The sequence below is a fragment of the Kitasatospora sp. NPDC028961 genome, from assembly GCF_055564815.1.
Window position 1 is genome coordinate 219,830 of the sequence record NZ_JBVHVO010000001.1, and the last position, 18,715, is coordinate 238,544.

General features: G+C 75.5%; 16 protein-coding genes, 1 tRNA gene and 1 pseudogene. 9 read left to right on the plus strand and 9 right to left on the minus strand.

Annotation, left to right across the window (positions count from 1 at the left end; genetic code table 11):
- Positions 1 to 48 precede the first annotated feature (48 nt).
- The 3 genes and pseudogenes from manB to ACZ4UX_RS00985 all read left to right on the plus strand — a co-directional run.
- Positions 49 to 1,122, plus strand: a pseudogene (gene manB, locus ACZ4UX_RS00975) (mannose-1-phosphate guanylyltransferase); the annotation flags it as partial.
- Positions 1,123 to 1,318: 196 nt separating this feature from the next.
- On the plus strand, positions 1,319 to 2,332 hold the full coding sequence (locus ACZ4UX_RS00980) for a Yip1 family protein (RefSeq protein WP_465704701.1): 1,014 nt from the start codon (positions 1,319 to 1,321) through the stop codon (positions 2,330 to 2,332).
- Positions 2,333 to 2,583: 251 nt separating this feature from the next.
- A complete protein-coding gene (locus ACZ4UX_RS00985; protein ID WP_465704703.1) occupies positions 2,584 to 3,474 on the plus strand; it encodes an alanyl-tRNA editing protein in 891 nt (296 codons plus the stop codon).
- Positions 3,475 to 3,565: 91 nt separating this feature from the next.
- Here ACZ4UX_RS00985 and dcd read toward each other — a convergent pair whose 3' ends face one another.
- On the minus strand, positions 3,566 to 4,141 hold the full coding sequence (gene dcd, locus ACZ4UX_RS00990; RefSeq protein WP_329488708.1) for a dCTP deaminase: 576 nt from the start codon (positions 4,139 to 4,141) through the stop codon (positions 3,566 to 3,568).
- 71 nt (positions 4,142 to 4,212) lie between these two features.
- Complete coding sequence (locus tag ACZ4UX_RS00995; RefSeq protein ID WP_329488707.1) at positions 4,213 to 4,434, minus strand: hypothetical protein; 222 nt, start codon at positions 4,432 to 4,434, stop codon at positions 4,213 to 4,215.
- A gap of 279 nt (positions 4,435 to 4,713) precedes the next feature.
- Here ACZ4UX_RS00995 and ACZ4UX_RS01000 point away from each other — a divergent pair.
- Both ACZ4UX_RS01000 and ACZ4UX_RS01005 read left to right on the plus strand, forming a co-directional pair.
- A tRNA-Gly gene (locus tag ACZ4UX_RS01000) sits at positions 4,714 to 4,784 on the plus strand.
- A 193-nt stretch (positions 4,785 to 4,977) separates the two neighbouring features.
- On the plus strand, positions 4,978 to 7,023 hold the full coding sequence (locus tag ACZ4UX_RS01005; RefSeq protein WP_465704705.1) for a histidine kinase: 2,046 nt from the start codon (positions 4,978 to 4,980) through the stop codon (positions 7,021 to 7,023).
- A 71-nt stretch (positions 7,024 to 7,094) separates the two neighbouring features.
- Here the strand turns inward: ACZ4UX_RS01005 and ACZ4UX_RS01010 are convergent, their stop codons facing one another.
- Positions 7,095 to 7,703, minus strand: coding sequence for a response regulator transcription factor (locus tag ACZ4UX_RS01010; RefSeq protein WP_465704707.1), 609 nt, complete (start codon positions 7,701 to 7,703; stop codon positions 7,095 to 7,097).
- A gap of 85 nt (positions 7,704 to 7,788) precedes the next feature.
- Between ACZ4UX_RS01010 and ACZ4UX_RS01015 the strand changes: the two genes are divergently transcribed.
- Positions 7,789 to 8,523, plus strand: coding sequence for an ABC transporter ATP-binding protein (locus tag ACZ4UX_RS01015; protein ID WP_465704709.1), 735 nt, complete (start codon positions 7,789 to 7,791; stop codon positions 8,521 to 8,523).
- Positions 8,520 to 11,021 (plus strand): ABC transporter permease, encoded by a 2,502-nt coding sequence (locus tag ACZ4UX_RS01020; protein WP_465704711.1) that lies wholly within the window; start codon positions 8,520 to 8,522, stop codon positions 11,019 to 11,021. Before ACZ4UX_RS01015 ends, ACZ4UX_RS01020 begins: the two co-directional genes overlap by 4 nt.
- A gap of 127 nt (positions 11,022 to 11,148) precedes the next feature.
- Here the strand turns inward: ACZ4UX_RS01020 and ACZ4UX_RS01025 are convergent, their stop codons facing one another.
- From ACZ4UX_RS01025 to ACZ4UX_RS01040, 4 genes are all read right to left on the minus strand, one after another.
- A complete protein-coding gene (locus ACZ4UX_RS01025; RefSeq protein ID WP_396486034.1) occupies positions 11,149 to 12,276 on the minus strand; it encodes a nucleotide disphospho-sugar-binding domain-containing protein in 1,128 nt (375 codons plus the stop codon).
- Between the two features lie 213 nt (positions 12,277 to 12,489).
- The gene (gene sigJ / locus ACZ4UX_RS01030) at positions 12,490 to 13,377 is read right to left on the minus strand and encodes an RNA polymerase sigma factor SigJ (protein WP_465704714.1); all 888 of its coding nucleotides are present in this window, start codon (positions 13,375 to 13,377) and stop codon (positions 12,490 to 12,492) included.
- 103 nt (positions 13,378 to 13,480) lie between these two features.
- The gene (locus ACZ4UX_RS01035; protein WP_329488692.1) at positions 13,481 to 14,173 is read right to left on the minus strand and encodes an NAD(P)-dependent oxidoreductase; all 693 of its coding nucleotides are present in this window, start codon (positions 14,171 to 14,173) and stop codon (positions 13,481 to 13,483) included.
- Between the two features lie 115 nt (positions 14,174 to 14,288).
- Positions 14,289 to 14,456, minus strand: coding sequence for a hypothetical protein (locus tag ACZ4UX_RS01040; protein WP_465704716.1), 168 nt, complete (start codon positions 14,454 to 14,456; stop codon positions 14,289 to 14,291).
- Between the two features lie 75 nt (positions 14,457 to 14,531).
- Here ACZ4UX_RS01040 and ACZ4UX_RS01045 point away from each other — a divergent pair, with 75 nt between their 5' ends.
- A complete protein-coding gene (locus ACZ4UX_RS01045) occupies positions 14,532 to 15,104 on the plus strand; it encodes a hypothetical protein (protein ID WP_465704718.1) in 573 nt (190 codons plus the stop codon).
- 565 nt (positions 15,105 to 15,669) lie between these two features.
- Here the strand turns inward: ACZ4UX_RS01045 and ACZ4UX_RS01050 are convergent.
- The gene (locus ACZ4UX_RS01050) at positions 15,670 to 16,314 is read right to left on the minus strand and encodes a response regulator transcription factor (RefSeq protein ID WP_352297915.1); all 645 of its coding nucleotides are present in this window, start codon (positions 16,312 to 16,314) and stop codon (positions 15,670 to 15,672) included.
- Positions 16,311 to 17,510, minus strand: coding sequence for a sensor histidine kinase (locus ACZ4UX_RS01055; protein ID WP_465705390.1), 1,200 nt, complete (start codon positions 17,508 to 17,510; stop codon positions 16,311 to 16,313). The genes ACZ4UX_RS01050 and ACZ4UX_RS01055 overlap by 4 nt, the downstream gene beginning before the upstream one ends.
- 459 nt (positions 17,511 to 17,969) lie before the next feature.
- Here ACZ4UX_RS01055 and ACZ4UX_RS01060 point away from each other — a divergent pair, with 459 nt between their 5' ends.
- On the plus strand, positions 17,970 to 18,527 hold the full coding sequence (locus ACZ4UX_RS01060) for a GlcG/HbpS family heme-binding protein (protein ID WP_465704720.1): 558 nt from the start codon (positions 17,970 to 17,972) through the stop codon (positions 18,525 to 18,527).
- The last annotated feature ends 188 nt before the right edge of the window (positions 18,528 to 18,715 follow it).

The window sequence follows — 18,715 nt, forward strand, 5'->3', positions numbered from 1 at the left end:
GGCCCGCCGGGCCGGGCCGCGGAGACCACAAGGGGAACAGCGCAGACCATGACCGAGGCGATCATGCTGGTCGGTGGTAAGGGCACGCGACTGCGTCCGCTGACCACCCACACCCCCAAGCCCATGCTGCCCGTGGCGGGCGTCCCGTTCATCGCGCACCAGCTGGCCCGCGCGGCCGCGGCCGGGGTGACCCGCGTGGTGCTCGCCACCTCCTACCTGGCCGAGGTCTTCGAGGACCACTTCCAGGACGGGACGCCGTACGGCATCGAGCTGGTCTACCTGACCGAGCGGGAGCCGCTCGGCACCGGTGGCGCGATCCGCAACGCGGCCTCCGGGCTGACCTGCGGCCCCGACGAGCCGGTCCTGATCTTCAACGGGGACATCCTGTCCGGCGTCGACATCGCGGCCCTGCGCGACGGCCACGTGGCCGCCGGGGCCGACGTCACGCTGCACCTCACCCGGGTCGAGGACCCGCGCGCCTTCGGGCTCGTCCCGACCGACGAGGACGGGCGGGTGCTGGAGTTCCTGGAGAAGCCGGAGACGCCCGAGCAGATCGTCACCGACCAGATCAACGCCGGCTGCTACGTCTTCACCCGCTCGGTGATCGACCGGATCCCGGCCGGGCGCGAGGTCTCCGTCGAGCGCGAGACCTTCCCCGAGCTGCTGGCCACCGGCGCGCTGCTGCGCGGGGTGGTCGACACCTCGTACTGGCTGGACCTCGGGACGCCGGCGGCCTTCGTCCGCGGCTCGGCCGACCTGGTCCTCGGCAAGGTCGACTCCCCGGCCGTCCCCGGCCCCACCGGTGACGCCCTGCTGCTGCCCGGTGCCACCGTGCACCCCGGCGCCGTGCTGAGCGGCGGCACCGTGGTCTCCGCGGGCGCGGTGATCGAGGCCGGCGCGATCGTCGAGGGCAGCGTGATCCTGCCCGGCGCGTCCATCGGCCCGGACACCCTGGTCAAGGATTCGATCGTGGGCGCGTACGCGACCGTCGGCGACCGGACGGCGCTGGACGGCGCGGTGATCGGCGACGGCGCGATCGTCGAGTCGGACAACGAGCTGCCGAACGGCATCCGGGTGGCCTGTGGCACGCTGCTGCCGGTCGGCGCCGTCCGCACCTCGGCCGGGCCGGGCGGCTGCCCGGCCGGTGCCTCGGCGGCCGCGGCGGTGCACGCGCCGGCCGTGAGCGCGCAGCGGTAGGACCCGCCCGACACGGTGCCCCGGGCCCCGCCCGGGGCGCCGTCGTCACAGGCTCGCTGCAAACCGGCTCCGGCTCGGTGCCCGACCGACACGGAGTCGGCCGGACGGGTACCTTCGGAGCGTGGCTGGTAATCGATACGACAGCGGTCAGGGCGCCGACCCCCGTGGCGGGTGGTCGGCTCCTCCCCCCTCGGCGGGGGCGCCCGGGGGGTACGGGCAGGCGGACGGTCCGGAGTACTTCACCGCTCCGCACCGGGGAACGGCACCGCGGGCGGGGGCGCCGTCCCCCGGTGGGCACGGCGGTCCCCAGGCCGGCGGGTACGACCCGTACGCGGCCGACCAGCCCGGGCACACCCGGGCCTTCCCGACCGGCGGCGACCCGTACGCGGGCGAGCCGTACCCGCAGCAGGGGTACCCGGCGGAGTACGGGCAGCAGCCGTACCCGCAGGGGTACGAGCAGGGTTATGGCCAGGGCTACGACCAAGGGCACGACCAGGGCTACGGCCAGGCCTACGGCCACGGCCAGGACGGTCAGCCGGACAACGTCGCGGTGTACCGGGCCGGCGGCCAGGCCGCCCCGCACGCCACCGGCCCGCGCCCGCGCTGGCGCGAGCTGCTGATCGGGATCTTCCGCAACCCGACGGCCACGTTCGACCGCACCCGCGACCACCAGGTCTGGCTGCCCGCGCTCACCGTCTCGCTGCTGTACGGCGCGCTGGCCGTGCTGGGCATCGGCCTGACCCACGACGACGTGGTCAACTCGACCTTCACCAGCGCGCTCACCGCGATGGTCGTCGCCGCGATCGGCTTCACCGTGGCCGGCGCCACGCTCGGTGCGGTCACCTACGCGCTGGCCCGCCAGTTCGGCGGGGACGGCCCGTGGAAGTCGACGGTCGGCCTCGCCGTGCTGATCGGCTGGACGACGGATGCGCCCCGGCTGCTGCTGGCGCTCGTGCTGCCGTCCGACAACCTCGTCGTCCAGGTCGTCGGCTGGGCCACCTGGCTGTTCTGCGCCGTGCTGCTGACCACGATGGTCCGCCGGGTGCACGACCTGCCGTGGGGCAAGGCGGCCGGCGCCGCCGCGCTCCAGCTGCTGGCGCTGCTGGTGCTGATCAAGCTGCCCACTCTGGGCTGATCAACCCCCTGTCCACCCTGGCTGTCCCTCCTGGGCCGGTCGGCCTGTCCGTTCCGGGGCTGGCTGGCCTGCCCCTTCCGGGTCGGTCGGCCTGCCCGCTCCGCGGCCGGTCGGCCGGTCCGTTCCCGGCCGAGGAACCGGGGAAGGCGCGGCGCGGGCCCGGGGGAGAATGGTCGACGGGCCCCGCCTGCGGGGCCCGTTCCGCTTCCACCACCCTCACGTCCACCACCCTCACGCGCACGGAGCCAGGCATGACCCTCCCCACCACCCACGTCAGCTTCCCGGCCGGGGCGGTGACCGGCGAGTCCCCGGTGCTCGCGGTGCACCCGCTGGACGGCGGCCGTCACGCGGTCGTCACCGCGGCGACGCCGTTCCACCCGCTCGACCACACCTGGCCCGACCAGCCGGCCGACCTCGGCACCCTGACCGTGGACGGCACCGAACTGGCCGTCGTCGACTGCCTGACCGGTGCGGTGGGCCCGGACGGCGGCGCGCCGCTGGTCGGCGCCGACATCCCGGTCCGGCGCGGTGACGAGGAGTGGTCCTGGCTGGTCCTGCACGTGGTCGAGGGGGCCCCGGACGGCCTCGTCGGCAAGACCGCGACGCTCGCCGTCGACCCGGGCCGGCGCGCCGCCCTCTGCGCCTCGCACAGCGGCTGCCACCTGCTCGCGCTCGCCCTGAACGCGGCCCTCGCGCCGCGCTGGCGCAAGGACCCGGGCCGCGCCGACGCCTTCGGCAACCCGGACTTCGACAGCCTCGCGATGGCGAGCTCCGTGATGGACACCGAGGCGAGCACCGACACCTACCGGCTCGGCAAGTCGCTGCGCAAGAAGGGCTTCACCGCCGAGGCGACCGAGGAGTTCCCGGCCCTCGCCGACGCCCTGCCCGACCTCACCGAGGCGGTCAACCGGCAGCTGGCCGCCTGGGTCGCCGCCGACGCCCCGGTCCGCATCGACGTCCCCGGCCCCGAGCTGACCGCCCGCCGCCAGTGGCACTGCGAGCTGCCCGAGGGCGCCGCGCAGATCTTCTGCGGCGGCACCCACCTGCACCACCTCGGCGAGCTGGCCGCGCTCCGCACCGAGCTGCGGCTCTCCGAGGACGGCAGCGAGCTGGTCGCCGTCACCCGCCCCGAGCGGGTCTGAGCACCACCGGGAACGCCGCGGGCGGCCACCCCTCGACGGAGGGGTGGCCGCCCGCTGTGCGTGCGCTCGGTGTGCTCGGGACCGTCCGGGCTCAGATGTCCGTGCGGTGGAAGTTCAGGTAGGACCGGGACGGCGTCGGGCCGCGCTGGCCCTGGTAGCGCGACCCGTACCGCGCCGAGCCGTACGGGTGCTCCGACGGCGAGGAGAGGCGGAACAGGCAGAGCTGCCCGATCTTCATCCCCGGGTAGAGCTTGATCGGCAGCGTCGCGACGTTCGACAGCTCCAGCGTGACGTGCCCGCTGAAGCCGGGGTCGATGAAGCCGGCCGTGGAGTGCGTCAGCAGGCCGAGCCGGCCCAGGCTGGACTTGCCCTCCAGCCGCGAGGCCACGTCGTCCGGCAGCGAGATGACCTCGTAGGTCGACGCCAGCACGAACTCGCCGGGGTGCAGGATGAACGCGTCGTCGCCCTCCGGCTCGACCAGCCGGGTCAGGTCCGGCTGCTCCTCGGAGGGGTCGATGTGGGGATACCGGTGGTTCTCGAACACCCGGAAGAAGCGGTCCAGTCGCACATCGATACTGGACGGCTGGATCATCGCGGGGTCGAACGGGTCGATCACGACCCGGCCCTTGTCGATCTCGGCCCGAATGTCCTTGTCAGAGAGCAGCACGCTCCGAGGTTACGTGCACGACGGGGCCCCGGACGAATCGTCCGGGGCCCCGTCCGTCCTGGTACCCGCCCTCAGGCGAGGAACTCCGCGGCCTCCAGCCGCATCGCCCGGGCCAGTTGCGGCGCGGACAGCTCCCGTACGTCGGCCAGCACCGAACTGCGCATCCGCCCGCACTGCGGGCAGCGGATCAGCCGCCCGGGCCCCAGCCGGCCCGGCCCGAGGTTCTGCATCGGGAACGTGGTGGTGCTGAACAGGTGCCCCTCGGCACAACGAACGACGGCGCGCTGCTCCATCGGTCCCCTTCCCATCCTTACCCCGGTACTCACCCGTACTCATCGCACCCCGAACGGCCGAGCCGTCGGGACAGCGTCACATTAGGGGATGTTCCGGACATTCCGCAGGATGGCTCGCCGCCCCGGAACCCACCCGCCGGAGCACTCTCACGCGGCCCACACAGTACGCCTCCACCCCCGCCCCGGGCGGCTCCGCCACGACCCCGGGGCACCTGTGCAACGGGCGTCACGGATGGGGTACAGTGGGCGCAGATCGAGCGGTCTCTGACGGCTCATCAGGCGGGCGTAGTTTAATGGTAGAACATGAGCTTCCCAAGCTTATAGCGCGAGTTCGATTCTCGTCGCCCGCTCTTCATGGCGAAACCGCAGGTCTTCGGATCTGCGGTTTCGCTGTTTTCGGGGCGGATTCGGGGGTGGGGCCAGAGCTGCCGGCTGGATCGGGTGCCGCGTAGCATGCGCCGGGTGGCGGGGGTGGATGTGGGGGCGCGGGCGGGGTGGCCGGCGCGGGGGCTGGTGGGGGCGGCTGCTGCGGCGGTGGCTTCGGTGCACCTGTTGAAGGGGCTGGCGCGGGTTCCGGGGGAGCCGGGGGCCGGGGTGGCCGTGGTCGTGGCGTGCGTCGTGCTGGTGGTGGTGCAGCTGCGGCACAGTTCGTCGGCGGTGCGGCGGGTGCTGGGGGTGGTGCCGCCGGGGGTCGGGACGGCGGCGGAGCTGGCCGTCGGGTACGTCGCGGTGCTGGGGTTCGGGGTGTCGGTCGGGTTGCTCTGTCTCCCGGCCGCCTCGTTGCTGCTGGAACGGCGCCGGGTGCTGGTGCCGCTGTTCGGCGTCTCCGCGGCCCTGATCGAGCTAGTGCGGTCGGGCAGTGTGCGGGACGCCGTCGACATGACGCTCATCGTCGCGATCGGCGGCGTGATGCTGTACGCCGTCACCACGCTCGCGCTGTTCGCGGCGCGGGTGCACGCGGCCCGGCTCACGCTGGCGGCGGCCGCGGTGACCGCCGAGCGGCTGCGGATCGCGACCGGGCTGCGGAGCGGGCTCGCCGAGGGGTTGGAGGAGGTCCGCGACCTGGCGCTCCGGGACGATCCGGGCGTCCTGACGGACCTCATCGGCGCGGCGCGGCGGACCTTGGCGGCGACCCGCGCCACGGCGGCGGAGCTGCGCAGCCTGTCGCTGGCCCCCGAGGCGGCGAGTGCCAGGGCGCTGCTGGCGTCCGCGGGCATCACCGCGGACCTGCGGGTCGGGCACTCGGAGCCGCTCGGACCGGCCGGGACGGTGCTGGCGGCGGTGCTGCGTGAGGCGGTCACGGCGGTGGTGCGGGTCGGTGACGCGCGGCGGTGCGAGATCGTCACCGGGGAGCGGGCCGGGCAGGTGGTGCTGCGGGTGGTCAGTGACGGCGTGCCGACGGCCGCGCTCGGCGCCGATCTGCTCGACGGCCTCGCCGACCGGGTCCGCGAGGTCGGCGGTCGGCTGACGGCCGGTCTGGAGCCGGACGGGCGCTTCGCCGTCGAGGCGGCGGTCGCGGCCACGCCCGCGCCGGCGGACGCGGCCGACCCGCCCGAGCTGCGGACCGTGCTCGGTCTGTACCTCCTCGTCCTGGGCACCTTCTTCGTCAAGGCCGTGCTGCTCGTCCCGGCGCCGCTGCTCGCGCTCGGGGCACCCTGCCTGCTGGTCTTCTGCCTGCTCCAGATCCGCTTCGCGACGCAGGACTCGCCGCGCCACGCCCGGCTCGTGCTGCTCGCCTCGGCGGTGATCGCCCTCGTTCCGCTGCCCTGGTCGGGGCGGAACTGGATCGGCGCGGTCGGCATCCTCGCGGGTGCGCTGCTGTTCGCCCTGCCGCTCCGGGCCGGCGCGGCTCTCGCCGTCGCGGCGGCGGTGGCCGGCGGTGTGCTCACCGGCGGCGGGCCGGTGCCCGTGCTGCTCGCCGTCGTCGACGCCCTGATCACCTGCGTCGTGGTCTACGGCGTCCTGCGGCTGGCCCGGCTGGTGCGGGAGCTCCAGCGGGCGGGGGCGGGGCTGGCCCGTGCCGCGGTGGTGACCGAGCGCCTGCGCGCCGCCCGCGACCTGCACGACCTGCTCGGCCACGGACTGACCGCGATCCTGCTCAAGGCCGAGCTGGCCCGGCGGCTGGCGGCCACGGACGCCGACCGCGGCCGGGCCGAGCTGCGGGACATCGTGCGGCTGGCCGAACGCGGCGAGACCGAACTGCGGACGGTGGTGAGCGACAGCCCCCGGTTGTCCTTCGAGGCCGAACTCGCCTCGGCCGCCGGGGTGCTGGAGGCGGCGGCGATCACGGTGGAGGTCGACGACGTCCCGGTGCCGCCGGCGGCCGGCGCCGTGCTGAGCGTGGTCCTCCGGGAGGCGGTCACCAACATCCTGCGGCACAGCGCCGCCCGCCACGCGCGCATCGCCACCTCGGTGGCCGGGGGCGCGGTGCGGCTGGAGGTGGAGAACGACGGGGCGCCGGACGGCGTCAGCGCGCCCGGCTCCGGGATCGGCGGGCTGACCGTCCGCCTCGCCGCGATCGGCGGCACCCTGGCGGCCGGTCCGGACGACGGCTGGTACCTGCTGCGCGCCGAGGTGCCCGCGGGCTGAGGCCGGTACTGCGTGGGGCGTTCACCGCGGGCTGACGCCCGGAGCGTCGGGGGAACGGGCGGGCGCGGCGGCTACAGCCAGCCCGCCTCGCGCGCGATGCGTACCGCGTCGGTCCGGTTGCGGGCGTTGAGCTTGCCGACGACCGCGGTCAGCACATTGCGGACCGTCCCCGTCGACAGGTGCAGCCGCGCCGCGATCTCCGGGGGCTCGGCGCCCTGGGCCAGCTCCCGCAGCACGTCGTTCTCCCGCGGAGTCAGCGGGTTGTCCGCGAGGTCCCAGGCCGCGACGGCGAGCCCCCGGTCGAGCACCCGGCCGCCGCCGGCCACCTGCCGGATCGCCGCCACCAGCTCCTCCGGCGGGGCGGTCTTCAGCAGGAAGCCGTCGACCTTGGCGTCCAGGGCGCGGCGGAGCAGTCCGGGGCGGCCGTTCGAAGTGAGCATCAGGGTCCGGCAGTTCGGCACCTTCTCCTTGAGCGTCGCGGCTGCCTGGAGACCGTCGGTGCGCCCGGGCATCTCGATGTCGAGCACCGCGACGTCGGGCAGGGCGACGAGGGCGCGCGGCACCACGTCGTCGGCCGAGCCGGCCTGGGCGACGACCTCCAGGTCGGGCTCCAGCTCCAGCAGTGCCACCAGCGCGCCGCGTACCACGTGCTGGTCCTCCGCCAGCAGGAGTCTGATCATGCGACGACCCTACCCGTGACGATGTCACGGGTCGCTCGTGATGCGGTCCCTGGGCCGGGAGTTCGCGGCTCGGCAGGCTGGAGGCATGAGCGAAGCGATCACGTTGGAAGCTGTGAGCAAGGTGTACGGCAAGGGGCGGGGGGCGGTCGCCGCGCTGCGCGAGGTGACGGTGCGGCTGCCCAAGGGCGGCTTCACCGCCGTGATGGGGCCCTCCGGTTCGGGCAAGAGCACCTTCCTGCACTGCGCGGCCGGGCTGGACCGGCCGAGCTCCGGGACGGTCCGGCTGGGGGACACCGACCTGTCGCGGCTCAGCGAGACCAAGCTGACCGAACTGCGCCGGGAGCGCGCGGGGTTCGTGTTCCAGTCGTTCAACCTCGTCCCGTCGCTGACCGTCGAGCAGAACATCACGCTGCCGCTGCGCCTGGCGGGCCGCCGGGCCGACGCCGCCAGGCTGTCCGCGCTGGTCGGGCGGGTGGGGCTGCGGGAGCGGACCGGACACCGCCCGGGCCAGCTCTCCGGCGGCCAGCAGCAGCGCGTCGCCATCGCCCGGGCACTGATCTCGGACCCCGAGGTGCTCTTCGCCGACGAGCCCACCGGCGCCCTGGACACCATGACCGCCCGCGAAGTCCTGACCCTGCTCCGGCAGACCGTCGAGGAGCTCGGCCAGACCATCGTCATGGTCACCCACGACCCGGTCGCCGCCTCCTACGCCGACGAGGTGCTCTTCCTGGCCGACGGCCGGGTCGCCGACACGATGTCCGCGCCGACCGCCGCCAAGGTCGCCGACCGCATGATCCGCCTGGGAGCGTGGAACCGATGATGTTCAGCTTCGCCGTAGCCACCCTCCGGCACCGCAAGGCCGGATTCGCCGGGGCCTTCGTCGCCCTGTTCTGCGCCGCCGCGCTGGTCTGCGGCTGCGGGACGCTGCTGGCCACCGGGCTGTTCGGCGGCGTCCGGCCGGAGCGCTACGCGGCCGCGCCGATCGTGGTCGCCGGGGACCAGAACGTCCACCAGGTCCAGAACAAGGGCAAGGGGAAGGTCAAGGAGAAGGCCAAGCCGATCGCCGGCCGGGCCTGGGTGCCCGCCGCGCTCGCCGACCGGATCGCGGCGCTGCCCTCGGTGCGGTCCGTCAGCACCGAGGTGACGTTCCCGGTGCTGCTGCCCGGCGGCCCCACGGCGAACTCCTGGGGCCACGGCTGGGAGTCCGCGCCGCTGGCCGGCCTGACCCTGGCCTCGGGGACCGCGCCGTCGGCGGCCGACGAGGTCGTGCTGGACGCCGGCACGGCCGCCCGGACCCACCTCGCCGTCGGCTCCACCGTGCGGGCCCGCACCGCCGGGGAGACGCTGACCGTGCGGGTCGTCGGCGTCACCGCCCAGGTCTTCGACGCCCAGGCCGGGGTGTTCTTCGCCCCCGAGCGGGCCCGGCAGCTGGCCGGCCACGACGGCCTGTTCAGTGCGATCGGCGTGTTCCCGGCGGCGCCCTCGGCCGCCGCCGACGTCGCGGCCCTGCTCCGGAGCACCCCGGCCGGCACCGCCGCCACCACCGGTACGCAGGTCGCCCCGGTCGCCCTCGCCCGGGCCGGCGACGACCGCGGACCGGTGGAGTTCCCCGACGCCGCCAACGCCCAGGTCCGACTGGTCAGCATGGGCGGTGTGCTGGGCGGCACGTCCCTGCTGGTCGCCCTGCTGGTCGTGGTCGGCACCTTCGGCCTCTCGATCCAGCAGCGTCAGCGCGAGATCGCGGTGCTGCGCGCGGTCGCCGCGACCGGGCGACAGGTCCGCAAGATGATCGGCGGCGAGGCGCTCGCGGTGGGGCTGGCCGCCGGGGTGCTGGGTGCCGCCGCCGGCCTGCCGCTGGGCAGTTGGCTCCGGGACCGGTTCGTCGCCCTGGACGTGATCCCCGCGAACCTCCCCGTGGTGCTCTCCCCGTTCCCCGCGATCGCCGCCGCCGGCGCCACCCTGCTGGCCGGCTGGGGCGCCGCCCGGATCTCGGCCCGGCGGGCCACCGCGATCAAGCCGGTGGAGGCCCTCGGCGAGGCCGAGATCAAGCCGCCCCGGCCGGGCTGGGCGCGGATCGTCCTCGGCGTCGTCGCGGCCGTGGGCTCCGTCGTCCTCACCGCCGTGCTCACCGTGCTGCACTCGGACCAGGCCTCCACCCCCGCCTGCTTCGTCGCCGTCCTGCTCTGGTGCACGGCGCTGTCCCTGCTCGGCCCGCTGGTGGCCCGGGCCGGGGTCGCGGTGCTGGGCCTGCCGCTGCGGGTGTCCCGGGTCGGCGGCTACCTCGCCGCCCACAACCTGCGGGCCGCCGCGCACCGGCTGGCCTCGGTGGTCACGCCGCTGACCCTGCTGGTCGCGATGGCCTGCACCATCCTGTTCACCCAGACCACCGTGGACGGCGCTGCGGGTGCGCAGCGCGACCGCGGCAGCGTCGCCGACTTCGTGGTCGGGCCGCGCGTCCCCGCCTCCGCCGCCGCCTCGGTCGCCGCCGTCCCCGGTGTGCGGACGGTGACCCGGGTGCTGCACACCCAGGTCCGCGACGGCCTGACCAGGCGCAGCGTGCAGGCGGTCACGCCCGAGCGGCTGACCGACACCCTGGACCTCGCGGTGACCGCTGGCGATCTCGGCGCGCTGGCGGACGGCACGGCGGCGGCCGCGGACGGGCTGGGCTACCGGCTCGGCCAGCGGGTCCGGCTCACCCTCGCCGACGGCACCCCGGCCGAGGTCACCGTCGTCGCCCTGTACGCCCGTGGCCTGGGCTTCGGCGACCTGACGCTGGCGCACGGCCCGGTCGCCGCGCACGTCGACGTCCCGCTCGACGACAACCTGCTGGTCCGGGGCGAGGGGGTCACCCGGGAGGCGCTGGCCTCGGCGCTGCGGGCCGAGCCCGGTATCGGCGTCCTGGACCGCGCCGCCGCGCAGTCCGCGGGCAACCGGGTGAGCGCCCAGATCGGCTACGTCACGCTCGGCCTGATCATCGCCTTCGTGGCGATCGCCGTCCTCAACACCCTCGCGATGAGCATCACCGACCGCCGCCAGGAGTTCACCGCGCTGCGCCTGATCGGGACCACCCGCCGCCAGGTCCGCCGGATGCTCGGCTGGGAGACCGCGGCCTCCGTCGTGATCGCCACCGTGCTCGGACTCGGGATCGCCTTCGCGGTGCTCACCACCTACGCCCAGGGCATCACCCGGGGGACGGCCGGGGTCGCCGTGCCGGTGGAACAGCTCGTGATCGTCGTCGCCGGCGCGGCCGCGCTCGCCGCGGTGGGCACCTGGCTCCCGGCCCGGGTCGCGCTGCGGGCCGGGGAACGGGCGGCCTGAGCGGGCGGCTTCGAGTGGTCGGCCCGAGCGGACGCCCGGTACGGCGGGACCTCCGGGGACGCCCGGGGACGCCGCAGCCGCAGGTCACCCGACCTGCGGCTGCGGCGTCCCGGTGGGGTGGGCCGGGTCAGCGCGGGGCAGCGGCGAGGGCCTCGATGTCGGGGACGAGGGCGGCCGGGGTGGGGAGGGCCTCGTTGTCGGCCCGGAGGCGGGCGGCGGCCTCGCGCAGCGCCGGGTCCTCGACGAGGCGGGTGAGCAGGGCGGTGTCGACGTCGGCCGAGGCCGAGCGTAGGGCGGCCCCGGTGGCGGTGAGGATGTCGGCGACGGCGAAGTTGTCGGCGCCCTGGGGGAGGAGCAGCTGGGGCACGCCGGCCTGCAGACCGGTGAGCGTGCTGCCGGAGCCGCCGTGGTGGACCACGGCGTCGCAGACGCGCAGCAGCTCCGCGAGCGGGACCCAGGGCAGCGGGCGGACGTTGGCCGGGAGCGGACCGAGGTGGCTGAGGTCGGCCTCGCCGACGGCGAGCAGGAACTCGGCGTCGACCCCGGCGGCGGCCTCGATCAGCCGGCTGATGGCGTGCACGCCGTCCATCTCGGCGACCACGGTGCCCAGGGTGACGGCGACCCGCGGCCGGGTGCCGCGGCGCAGCAGGTCGCCGGGGACGACACCGCCGCCGTTGTAGGGGAGGTAGCGCATCCGCAGGCCGCCCCCGTCGCCGCCGAGCGAGGCCGGGACGATGTCCAGCGGGGTGGTCTCGGCGGGGCCGGCCACGCCGTGCGCCTCGTAGACGTCGGTGAAGTGGGTGGCCAGCCGGCCGGCCAGGTCGAGGCCGGAGGTGAGGCCGAAGTTCTGGAGCGCCGCCGGGATCTTGAGCTTGGCCGCGACCAGCTGGGCGGAGGCCAGGCAGGAGTCGTGGATCAGCAGGTCGGGCTCCCACGCGCCGGCGACGGCGAGCAGGTCGTCCACGGTGGAGCGGGAGGCGTGGGCGAAGGCGGCGGCGGCCATGTCGAAGATCTGGTCCTGGTCGAGGTCCGGCCTGGAGTACCGGGCCTCCTCGCCGGTGGCCTCCTCGAAGGCCTCCCGGAGTGGCCGGCCGTCGCCGATCTCGGCTATCGGGAAGCCGGCCTGCCGGAGCTGGTCCATCGGCTTCGGGCTGGCGAACAGGACCTCGTGTCCGGCTGCGCGCAGGGCCTGCGCGGTCGGCACCATCGGGAAGAGGTGGCTGGGCGCGGCCGGGCCGGTGAAGAGTATGCGCACGATCGTCTCCTGGTCGTTCATTCGGGTCGAACGGGGCTGGCGGTACGAGTGGGCCCGCTCTCTCCGTGAACTGACGACCGATCAGGTCCTGTTCCCGGCAGGATCGATTATCGGACGTTCTGTCACGGGTCTTGCGGGCGACGGTGAAGTGTGCTGCTGCTTTTCCTGTTGCTCTTCCTGCTCCTGTTGCCTGCGTTCCTCCGGTGGCCCCGCTCAGAGCGGCGGGACGGGGAGGTCGCGGAGGCGGTCGGGGTCGGCGAGCAGGTTGATCTCGGTGATGCGGTCGTTCACGACGGTCAGCGCCAGGACGGAGAAGAGCCGCCCGTCGGGGGCGGTGACCAGGCCGAGGGCGCCGTTGATCAGGGCCGGGCGGGCGAAGGGTGCCAGCCCGCGGAAGAGCAGCGCCTGCCGGGCGACGGCGGGCGCGCCGTGGACGAGGTGCTGGATGCCGGGGAAGCCGCCCGCCCCGGTGGCGCCGACGTCGGCGCGCAGGGTGATGTCCGGGTCGAGCAGGGCGACCAGGGCGTCGAAGTCACCGCTGCGGGAGGCCGCGAGGAAGGCGTCGACGACGACCCGCTGGCGGGTGAGGTCGGTCTCCGGGGCGGCCGCGCCCCGGACCCGGCGGCGGGCCCGGCTGGCGAGCTGGCGGGTGGCGGCCGGGGTGCGGTCGACGATCGGGGCGAGCTCCTCGAACGGCACCGCGAACATGTCGTGCAGGACGAAGGCGAGCCGTTCGGCCGGCGGCAGGGTGTCCAGCACCACCAGCATGGCCAGGCCCACCGAGTCGGCCAGCAGCGCGGCCTGTTCGGGGTCGGCGGTGTCCGCGCGGGCGATCACCGGGTCGGGCACATGGGTGTCCAGCGGGGCCTCGCGCCGGGCGGTGCGGGAGCGGAGCAGGTCCAGGCAGACCCGGCCGACGACGGTGGTCAGCCAGCCGGGCAGGTTGTCGACGCGGGAGGCGTCGGAGCGGCTGAGCCGGAACCAGGTCTCCTGGACGGCGTCCTCGGCCTCGCTCAGGGAGCCGAGCATCCGGTAGGCCACCGACCGCAGATGGGGGCGGTGCTGCTCGAACCGCCGGGCCAGGGAGTCGTTGTCGTTCATCGGGCGCGCCGTCGCAATCCGTCGTGGGCCCCGCCGACCGGAGCGGTCGGCGGAGTTCGGCCGGGGGTCTGACGATGGGTCGGGAACAGGGGTGGGGTCCCGGTCAGTCGGCGATGCCGACGGTTCGGTGGACCGAATCGGGCCGGTCGACCAGCCCGAGCATGCAGTGGGCGACATCGGCGCGGGCCACCGACAGGCCGCGGCGGAGGTTGCGCCCGTACGCCGTCCGGTAGTCCCGGGTGAGCGGCCGGTCGGTGAGCCGGGGCGGGCGGACGATCGTCCAGTCCAGCCCGCCGGCGCGGATCTCGTCCTCCATCCGGGCCAGGTCGGCGTAGTGCGTGCGCAGGGCCGCCCGGGTGAGCGGGGCGGCGAGGTGGCGCATGAAGAAGCCGTCGCCCGGGTCGTGCCGGGGCGGCCGCGGGCGGGCGGGGGAGGGGACGGCGCCGATCGGGGCCGCGCTGACCACGATCAGGCGCCGGGCGCCCACCTCACGCATCGCGGTGATGACCGCCCGGGTGCCGCGCCAGGCGACACCGGCCTCGGCGCTGGAGCGGGCGCCGAGGCCGGAGAGGACGGCGTCCGAGCCGGCGACCGCGGATTGCAGTTCGGCCGGTTCGGCGACGGCCAGATCGGCGCGGACGACCCGGACGCCGGCCGGGGCGCGGCCGCTCCCGGCCGGGTCGGCCAGCCTGGCCGGGGTGCGGACCACGACGGTGACGTCGTGGCCGGCCGCGACGGCCTGGGTGAGCAGGTGTCGTCCGATGCCGCCGGTGGCGGCGAGGATGGTGAGCTTCATCTGCGGCTGCCTCCTGTCTGTGAGGGGTGGCGTTCGTTGGCGACACCCTCTGAGCGGATCGGACGCCGGGAATGTGACGACGGCGGCCGTTAATGTGACGCAGGTCACTGCCAGGTCACGCGGCGGCGAGGAAGGTGCGGACGGTGGTGGTGAAGGCCTCGGACTGCTCGAAGGCCAGGAGGTGTCCGGTGCCGGTTCGGCGCGGCCGGGCAGCGCGGTCGACCGTGCCGGTCCGGCGTGTCGGGCGGGGCGGGGAACTGTGCCGGTTCGGCACGCCGTCCACGGAGTGACGCAATCCCTTCCCGGGCCGAACACCGGGAGAAGCGCGGAGGGCCCGGTGCAGTCAGGTGGAACCGAAGTGAACGTCGAGAACCCGGCCGGTCCCCGGTGCCCGGAGCCCGCCGGGCCGTTCGCGCGGCCCGCGCGGACGGTCGTGGACCAGGCGGCCGCCGGCGAACGCTGTGAGTGGCTGCTGCAGCGGACGCTGGACGCCGTCCGGCCGGCGCTGTCCTGGCGGTACGCCGCACCCCGCGCGGGTGCGCGGCTGCCGCCGCCGGGCTCCGGACCGGCCGACGGCGGCGTCCAGTGGTACGTCGGCCGCGGCCGGGACATCGTCACGATCATCTCGGGCGCCCGGCGGGGCGAGTTACCGGCCATGGTGGAGGCGGGGTGGCGGCGGCGCGGCTGGACCGTCACCTCGGTGAACGCCTGTCGCGAGCTGCCCGGAGTCGCCGCGGTCACGCCGGACGGCTACCGGCTGGCGCTGGAGTTCGGTGTCCTGGGCGAGGCCCGGCTGACCGCGACCTCGCCGGGGGTGGCCCGTTCGGAGCCGGTGCGGGGCGCGCCCGGCGGTCCCGAAGTCCCTTACGCGGTAGGCGGATCGGCGGCACTGCCGGAGATCCGCTGTCCGTTCTGGAGCGCCCTGGGCTGACCTGGGCCGGTGGGTGGTGAGAAGGCGCGGAGCGAGTCCCCCCGGACTCGCTCCGCGCCTTCTCCGCACACGGCATCGGCGCGCCGTACCCCCCGACTCTCCGGTCCCCCGCCGCACCCCCCTGGCAGCCACCCTCCGGCGAGGATGGTTCGCACAGACCCCGGCGAGGCCCCACCACCGGAGGCGTCGTTGATCTCCACGCTAACAAACCGAGTGGTTGGTTTGTCAATAGAGAGTTCCACGAAACATCCACATTCCGGCGGGCGTGTGCGGGCGGCCCGAGGTCGGGCCGAGGGTGGGACGCAGGTGGGCCGCAGTCGGACGGTGCGCCGTCATCGGCCGGGTGCCGGGGCGTCCCGACTCCGGCGTGGGTGCTCCGGGTGCGTAAGGAAACGGTGTCGGAGGAGGGTGGTCACGGGCCTCCGCCCTCACCCGTCCGGGCGAACGGCGGGTCCGGGGCGAGGCTCCCGGGGCCCGGAATCCGACACTCGGGGGCGGGGCGCCCGGCGGCGCGGAATCCGACACTCCGGGGCGGGACGGGCACGCAGCGGCACCGGACGGGCTCTCAGCGCAGCAGCCGGCGCTCCTTGGCCACGGCCACCGCGCCAGCCCGGGTGTCCACGCCCAACTTGTCGTAGATCCGGCCCAGATGGGTCTTCACGGTGGCTTCGCTGATGAACAGCGCCCGGGCGATCTCCCGGTTGCCGAGCCCCTGTCCGAGCTGGGCCAGGATCTCCTGCTCACGCTCGGTCAACTGCGGTACGGGGGCGCGCATCTGAGCCATCACCCGGGAGGCGACCGGCGGTGACAGCACGGTCCGGCCGCGCGCGGCCGCGTGCACCGCCGCGAACAGCTCCTCGGGCCGTTCGGCCTTCAGCAGGTAGCCGGTGGCGCCCGCCCCGATCGCCCGGGTGATGTCGGCGTCGGTGTCGTAGGTGGTGAGGACCAGGACGTGCGGCGCGCCCGGTGCGGCGGTGATCCGCCGGGTGGCCTCGACGCCGTCGATGCCCTCGCCGAGCTGGAGGTCCATCAGCACGACCTGCGGCGCCAGCGCACCGGCCAGGGCGACCGCCTCCTCGCCGGTGCTCGCCTCGCCGACCACCTCGATGTCACCGGCGCTGGCCAGCAGCGCCAGCAGGCCGGCCCGGACCACGGCGTGGTCGTCGCAGACCAGCAGCCGCACCGGCGGGGTCGAGGGGGCGGTGCTCATCGGGGCTCCAGGGGGGTTCGTCGGGGCTCCAGCGGGATCGCGGCGGAGACGACGGTGCCCTCGCCGGGGGTGCTCTCGACGGTCAGCGTGCCACCGAGCTGGCGCAGCCGCGCCCGCATCGCGGGCAGACCGTGCCCGCGCCCGCCGCTGCCGGGCTCCGGCGCGCCGGAGCCGCCGCCCGGCCGGGCGGGCCGGAACCCCCGGCCGTCGTCGGCGATGTCCAGGACGGCCTGGTCGCCGAGGAAGGACAGGGTCAGCGCGGCGGCCGAGGCCCCGGCGTGCTCCCGGACGTTGGCCAGCGCGCCCTGGGCGATCCGCAGCAGCGCGGACTGCGCGGCGGCGGGCAGCGGCACCGGGGCGCCGTCCAGGTGGAACCGGACCGGCAGCCCGCTCTCGGCGGACTCCCGCTCGGCGAGCGAGCGCAGCGCCTGGTCGAGGGTGCGCCCGTCGGCGAGTTCGGCGGGCGCGAGGTCGTGGACGAAGCGGCGGGCCTCGGCGAGGTTGCGGGCCGCCACCTCGGCGGCGGTCCGGACATGGGTGCGGGCGGTCGCCGGATCGGCCTCCCAGGTGCGGTCGGCGGCCTGCAGCAGCATCTGCTGGCTGGACAGCCCCTGCGCCAGGGTGTCGTGGATCTCCATGGCCAGCCGTTCGCGCTCGGCCAGGGTGCCCTCCCGGCGCTCGGTGGCGGCGAGTTCTCGCCGGGTGCGGACGAGGTCCGCGATCAGCGCCCGCTGCCGCTCGGCCTGCCGTTCCATGTACAGGAAGACGGCGGTGGCGAGCGCCGCCACGGCCGGCGGCAGCAGCACCAGGTTGGCGTCCACCCCGCCCGGCAGCCGGACCTCGCCGATCACCACCAGCAGGGTGAGCGCGGCCACCAGCGGGATCGCCGCCCGGGCGGGCAGCGTGCGCAGGGCGGTGTAGACCAGCGGGACGGCGCACCAGGCGAAGCTCGGCGCGACCAGCACCAGAACGACCCAGAGGGCGACCACCAGGGCCAGCGGCCAGAGCCTGCGCCGGCGCCCGGGGGCGGGCGGGCGGCGGTGGGCCAGCCAGGAGCCGACCGGCTGGGCGACGGCCAGGGCGAGGCCGAGGCCGATCACCCAGGGGATGCGGGGGTTGCCGGGGTGGTGGCTGAGGTAGCGGCTGAGCGAGGTGGCGAGCAGCAGCAGGAAGGCGGAGTCGAGCAGGACGGCCAGCCGGCCGTCGTCCGGATTGTCGGCCCCGGGGCCGGAAAGGTCCGCCGGGTCGGGCGGGTTCGCCGGTCTCGGCGGGTTCGCCGGGTCGGGGGCTGCCGCCGGGCCCGCGGGGGCCGGGGCGGTGGCACCGGTGGCCGGTTCGCCGCCGGCGGGACGGTCCTGCGGCACGGGGCGGCTCCTTCCACTCTGCGGTCGCCCCTCTGCGGGCGGCTCTCTGCGGTCGGCACTCCGGCCCACCGCGCTGACCTGGTCCGATCCCTCGATGGTGACCCGTCCGACCGGGCCGCGCATCAGCCGATCGGTTGACGGGACCGTCCTCCATCCTGCGCGCGAGCGGCCGCCGGACCGTCGATGTGCCCGGGGGGCCGGCGGCCGGAGGATCGGTACCGAAGCCGCCGAGCCCGACCTGGCCCCCAGATCCCGGCCGTGGCACCGACCGATCCGACGAGGAGCCCGACCATGAAGACCTCCCTGCGTACCCGTGTGCTGACCGGTACCGTCGCCGCCGCCGCGCTGGCCGCCGCCACCGTCGGCGCCGTCTCGGCCAGTGCGGACACCACCGAGGCCCCGGCCGCCACCGCCGCGGTGAAGGCCGACACCCAGAACAAGAACCTCACCCAGACCACCGGCCTGACCATCGAGGCCGCCACCAAGGCCGCCCAGGCCACCCTGGACGCGGCCACCAAGGCCGGCCAGCACGTCACGGTCGCCGTGGTGGACCGCGACGGCATCACCCGGGTGCTGCTCAAGGGTGACGGCGCCGGCCCGCAGTCGCCGGAGTCCGCCGAGCGCAAGGCGTTCACGGCGGTCTCCTGGAACGCGCCGACCTCCGAGCTGGCCAAGCGGCTGGCGCAGGCGCCGAACCTCAAGGACATCCCGGGCACGCTGTTCCTGGCCGGCGGCGCCCCGGTGCAGGCCAAGGGCGCGCCGATCGCGGGCATCGGCGTCGCGGGCGCGCCCAGTGGCGACCTGGACGAGCAGTTCGCCCAGGCGGGCGTCGCGGCGCTCGGCAAGTAGCGCCCGGCGGGCGCGCACGTCCGACGCTGTGCACCGGAGCGGACCCCCGACCGCTCCGGTGCGCCGGCATGCCCGCGCGCCGCTGCCCGCCGCCCGCCCGCGCCCGGCGCATCCGCCCCGGTCACCCCGGGAACCCGGTCGCCCCGGGAACCCGGTCGCCCCGGGAACCCGGTGCGCCGGAGCGCCGC

What these genes read in the sequence shown, in the direction of transcription:
- ACZ4UX_RS00985 (WP_465704703.1), top strand. Translation starts at nt 2,584, where the DNA reads ATGACCCTCCCCACCACCCACGTCAGCTTCCCGGCCGGGGCGGTGACC.
- ACZ4UX_RS00995 (WP_329488707.1), bottom strand. Translation starts at nt 4,434, where the DNA reads ATGGAGCAGCGCGCCGTCGTTCGTTGTGCCGAGGGGCACCTGTTCAGC.
- ACZ4UX_RS01010 (WP_465704707.1), bottom strand. Translation starts at nt 7,703, where the DNA reads ATGATCAGACTCCTGCTGGCGGAGGACCAGCACGTGGTACGCGGCGCG.
- ACZ4UX_RS01015 (WP_465704709.1), top strand. Translation starts at nt 7,789, where the DNA reads ATGAGCGAAGCGATCACGTTGGAAGCTGTGAGCAAGGTGTACGGCAAG.
- ACZ4UX_RS01020 (WP_465704711.1), top strand. Translation starts at nt 8,520, where the DNA reads ATGATGTTCAGCTTCGCCGTAGCCACCCTCCGGCACCGCAAGGCCGGA.
- sigJ (WP_465704714.1), bottom strand. Translation starts at nt 13,377, where the DNA reads ATGAACGACAACGACTCCCTGGCCCGGCGGTTCGAGCAGCACCGCCCC.
- ACZ4UX_RS01035 (WP_329488692.1), bottom strand. Translation starts at nt 14,173, where the DNA reads ATGAAGCTCACCATCCTCGCCGCCACCGGCGGCATCGGACGACACCTG.
- ACZ4UX_RS01050 (WP_352297915.1), bottom strand. Translation starts at nt 16,314, where the DNA reads ATGAGCACCGCCCCCTCGACCCCGCCGGTGCGGCTGCTGGTCTGCGAC.
- ACZ4UX_RS01060 (WP_465704720.1), top strand. Translation starts at nt 17,970, where the DNA reads ATGAAGACCTCCCTGCGTACCCGTGTGCTGACCGGTACCGTCGCCGCC.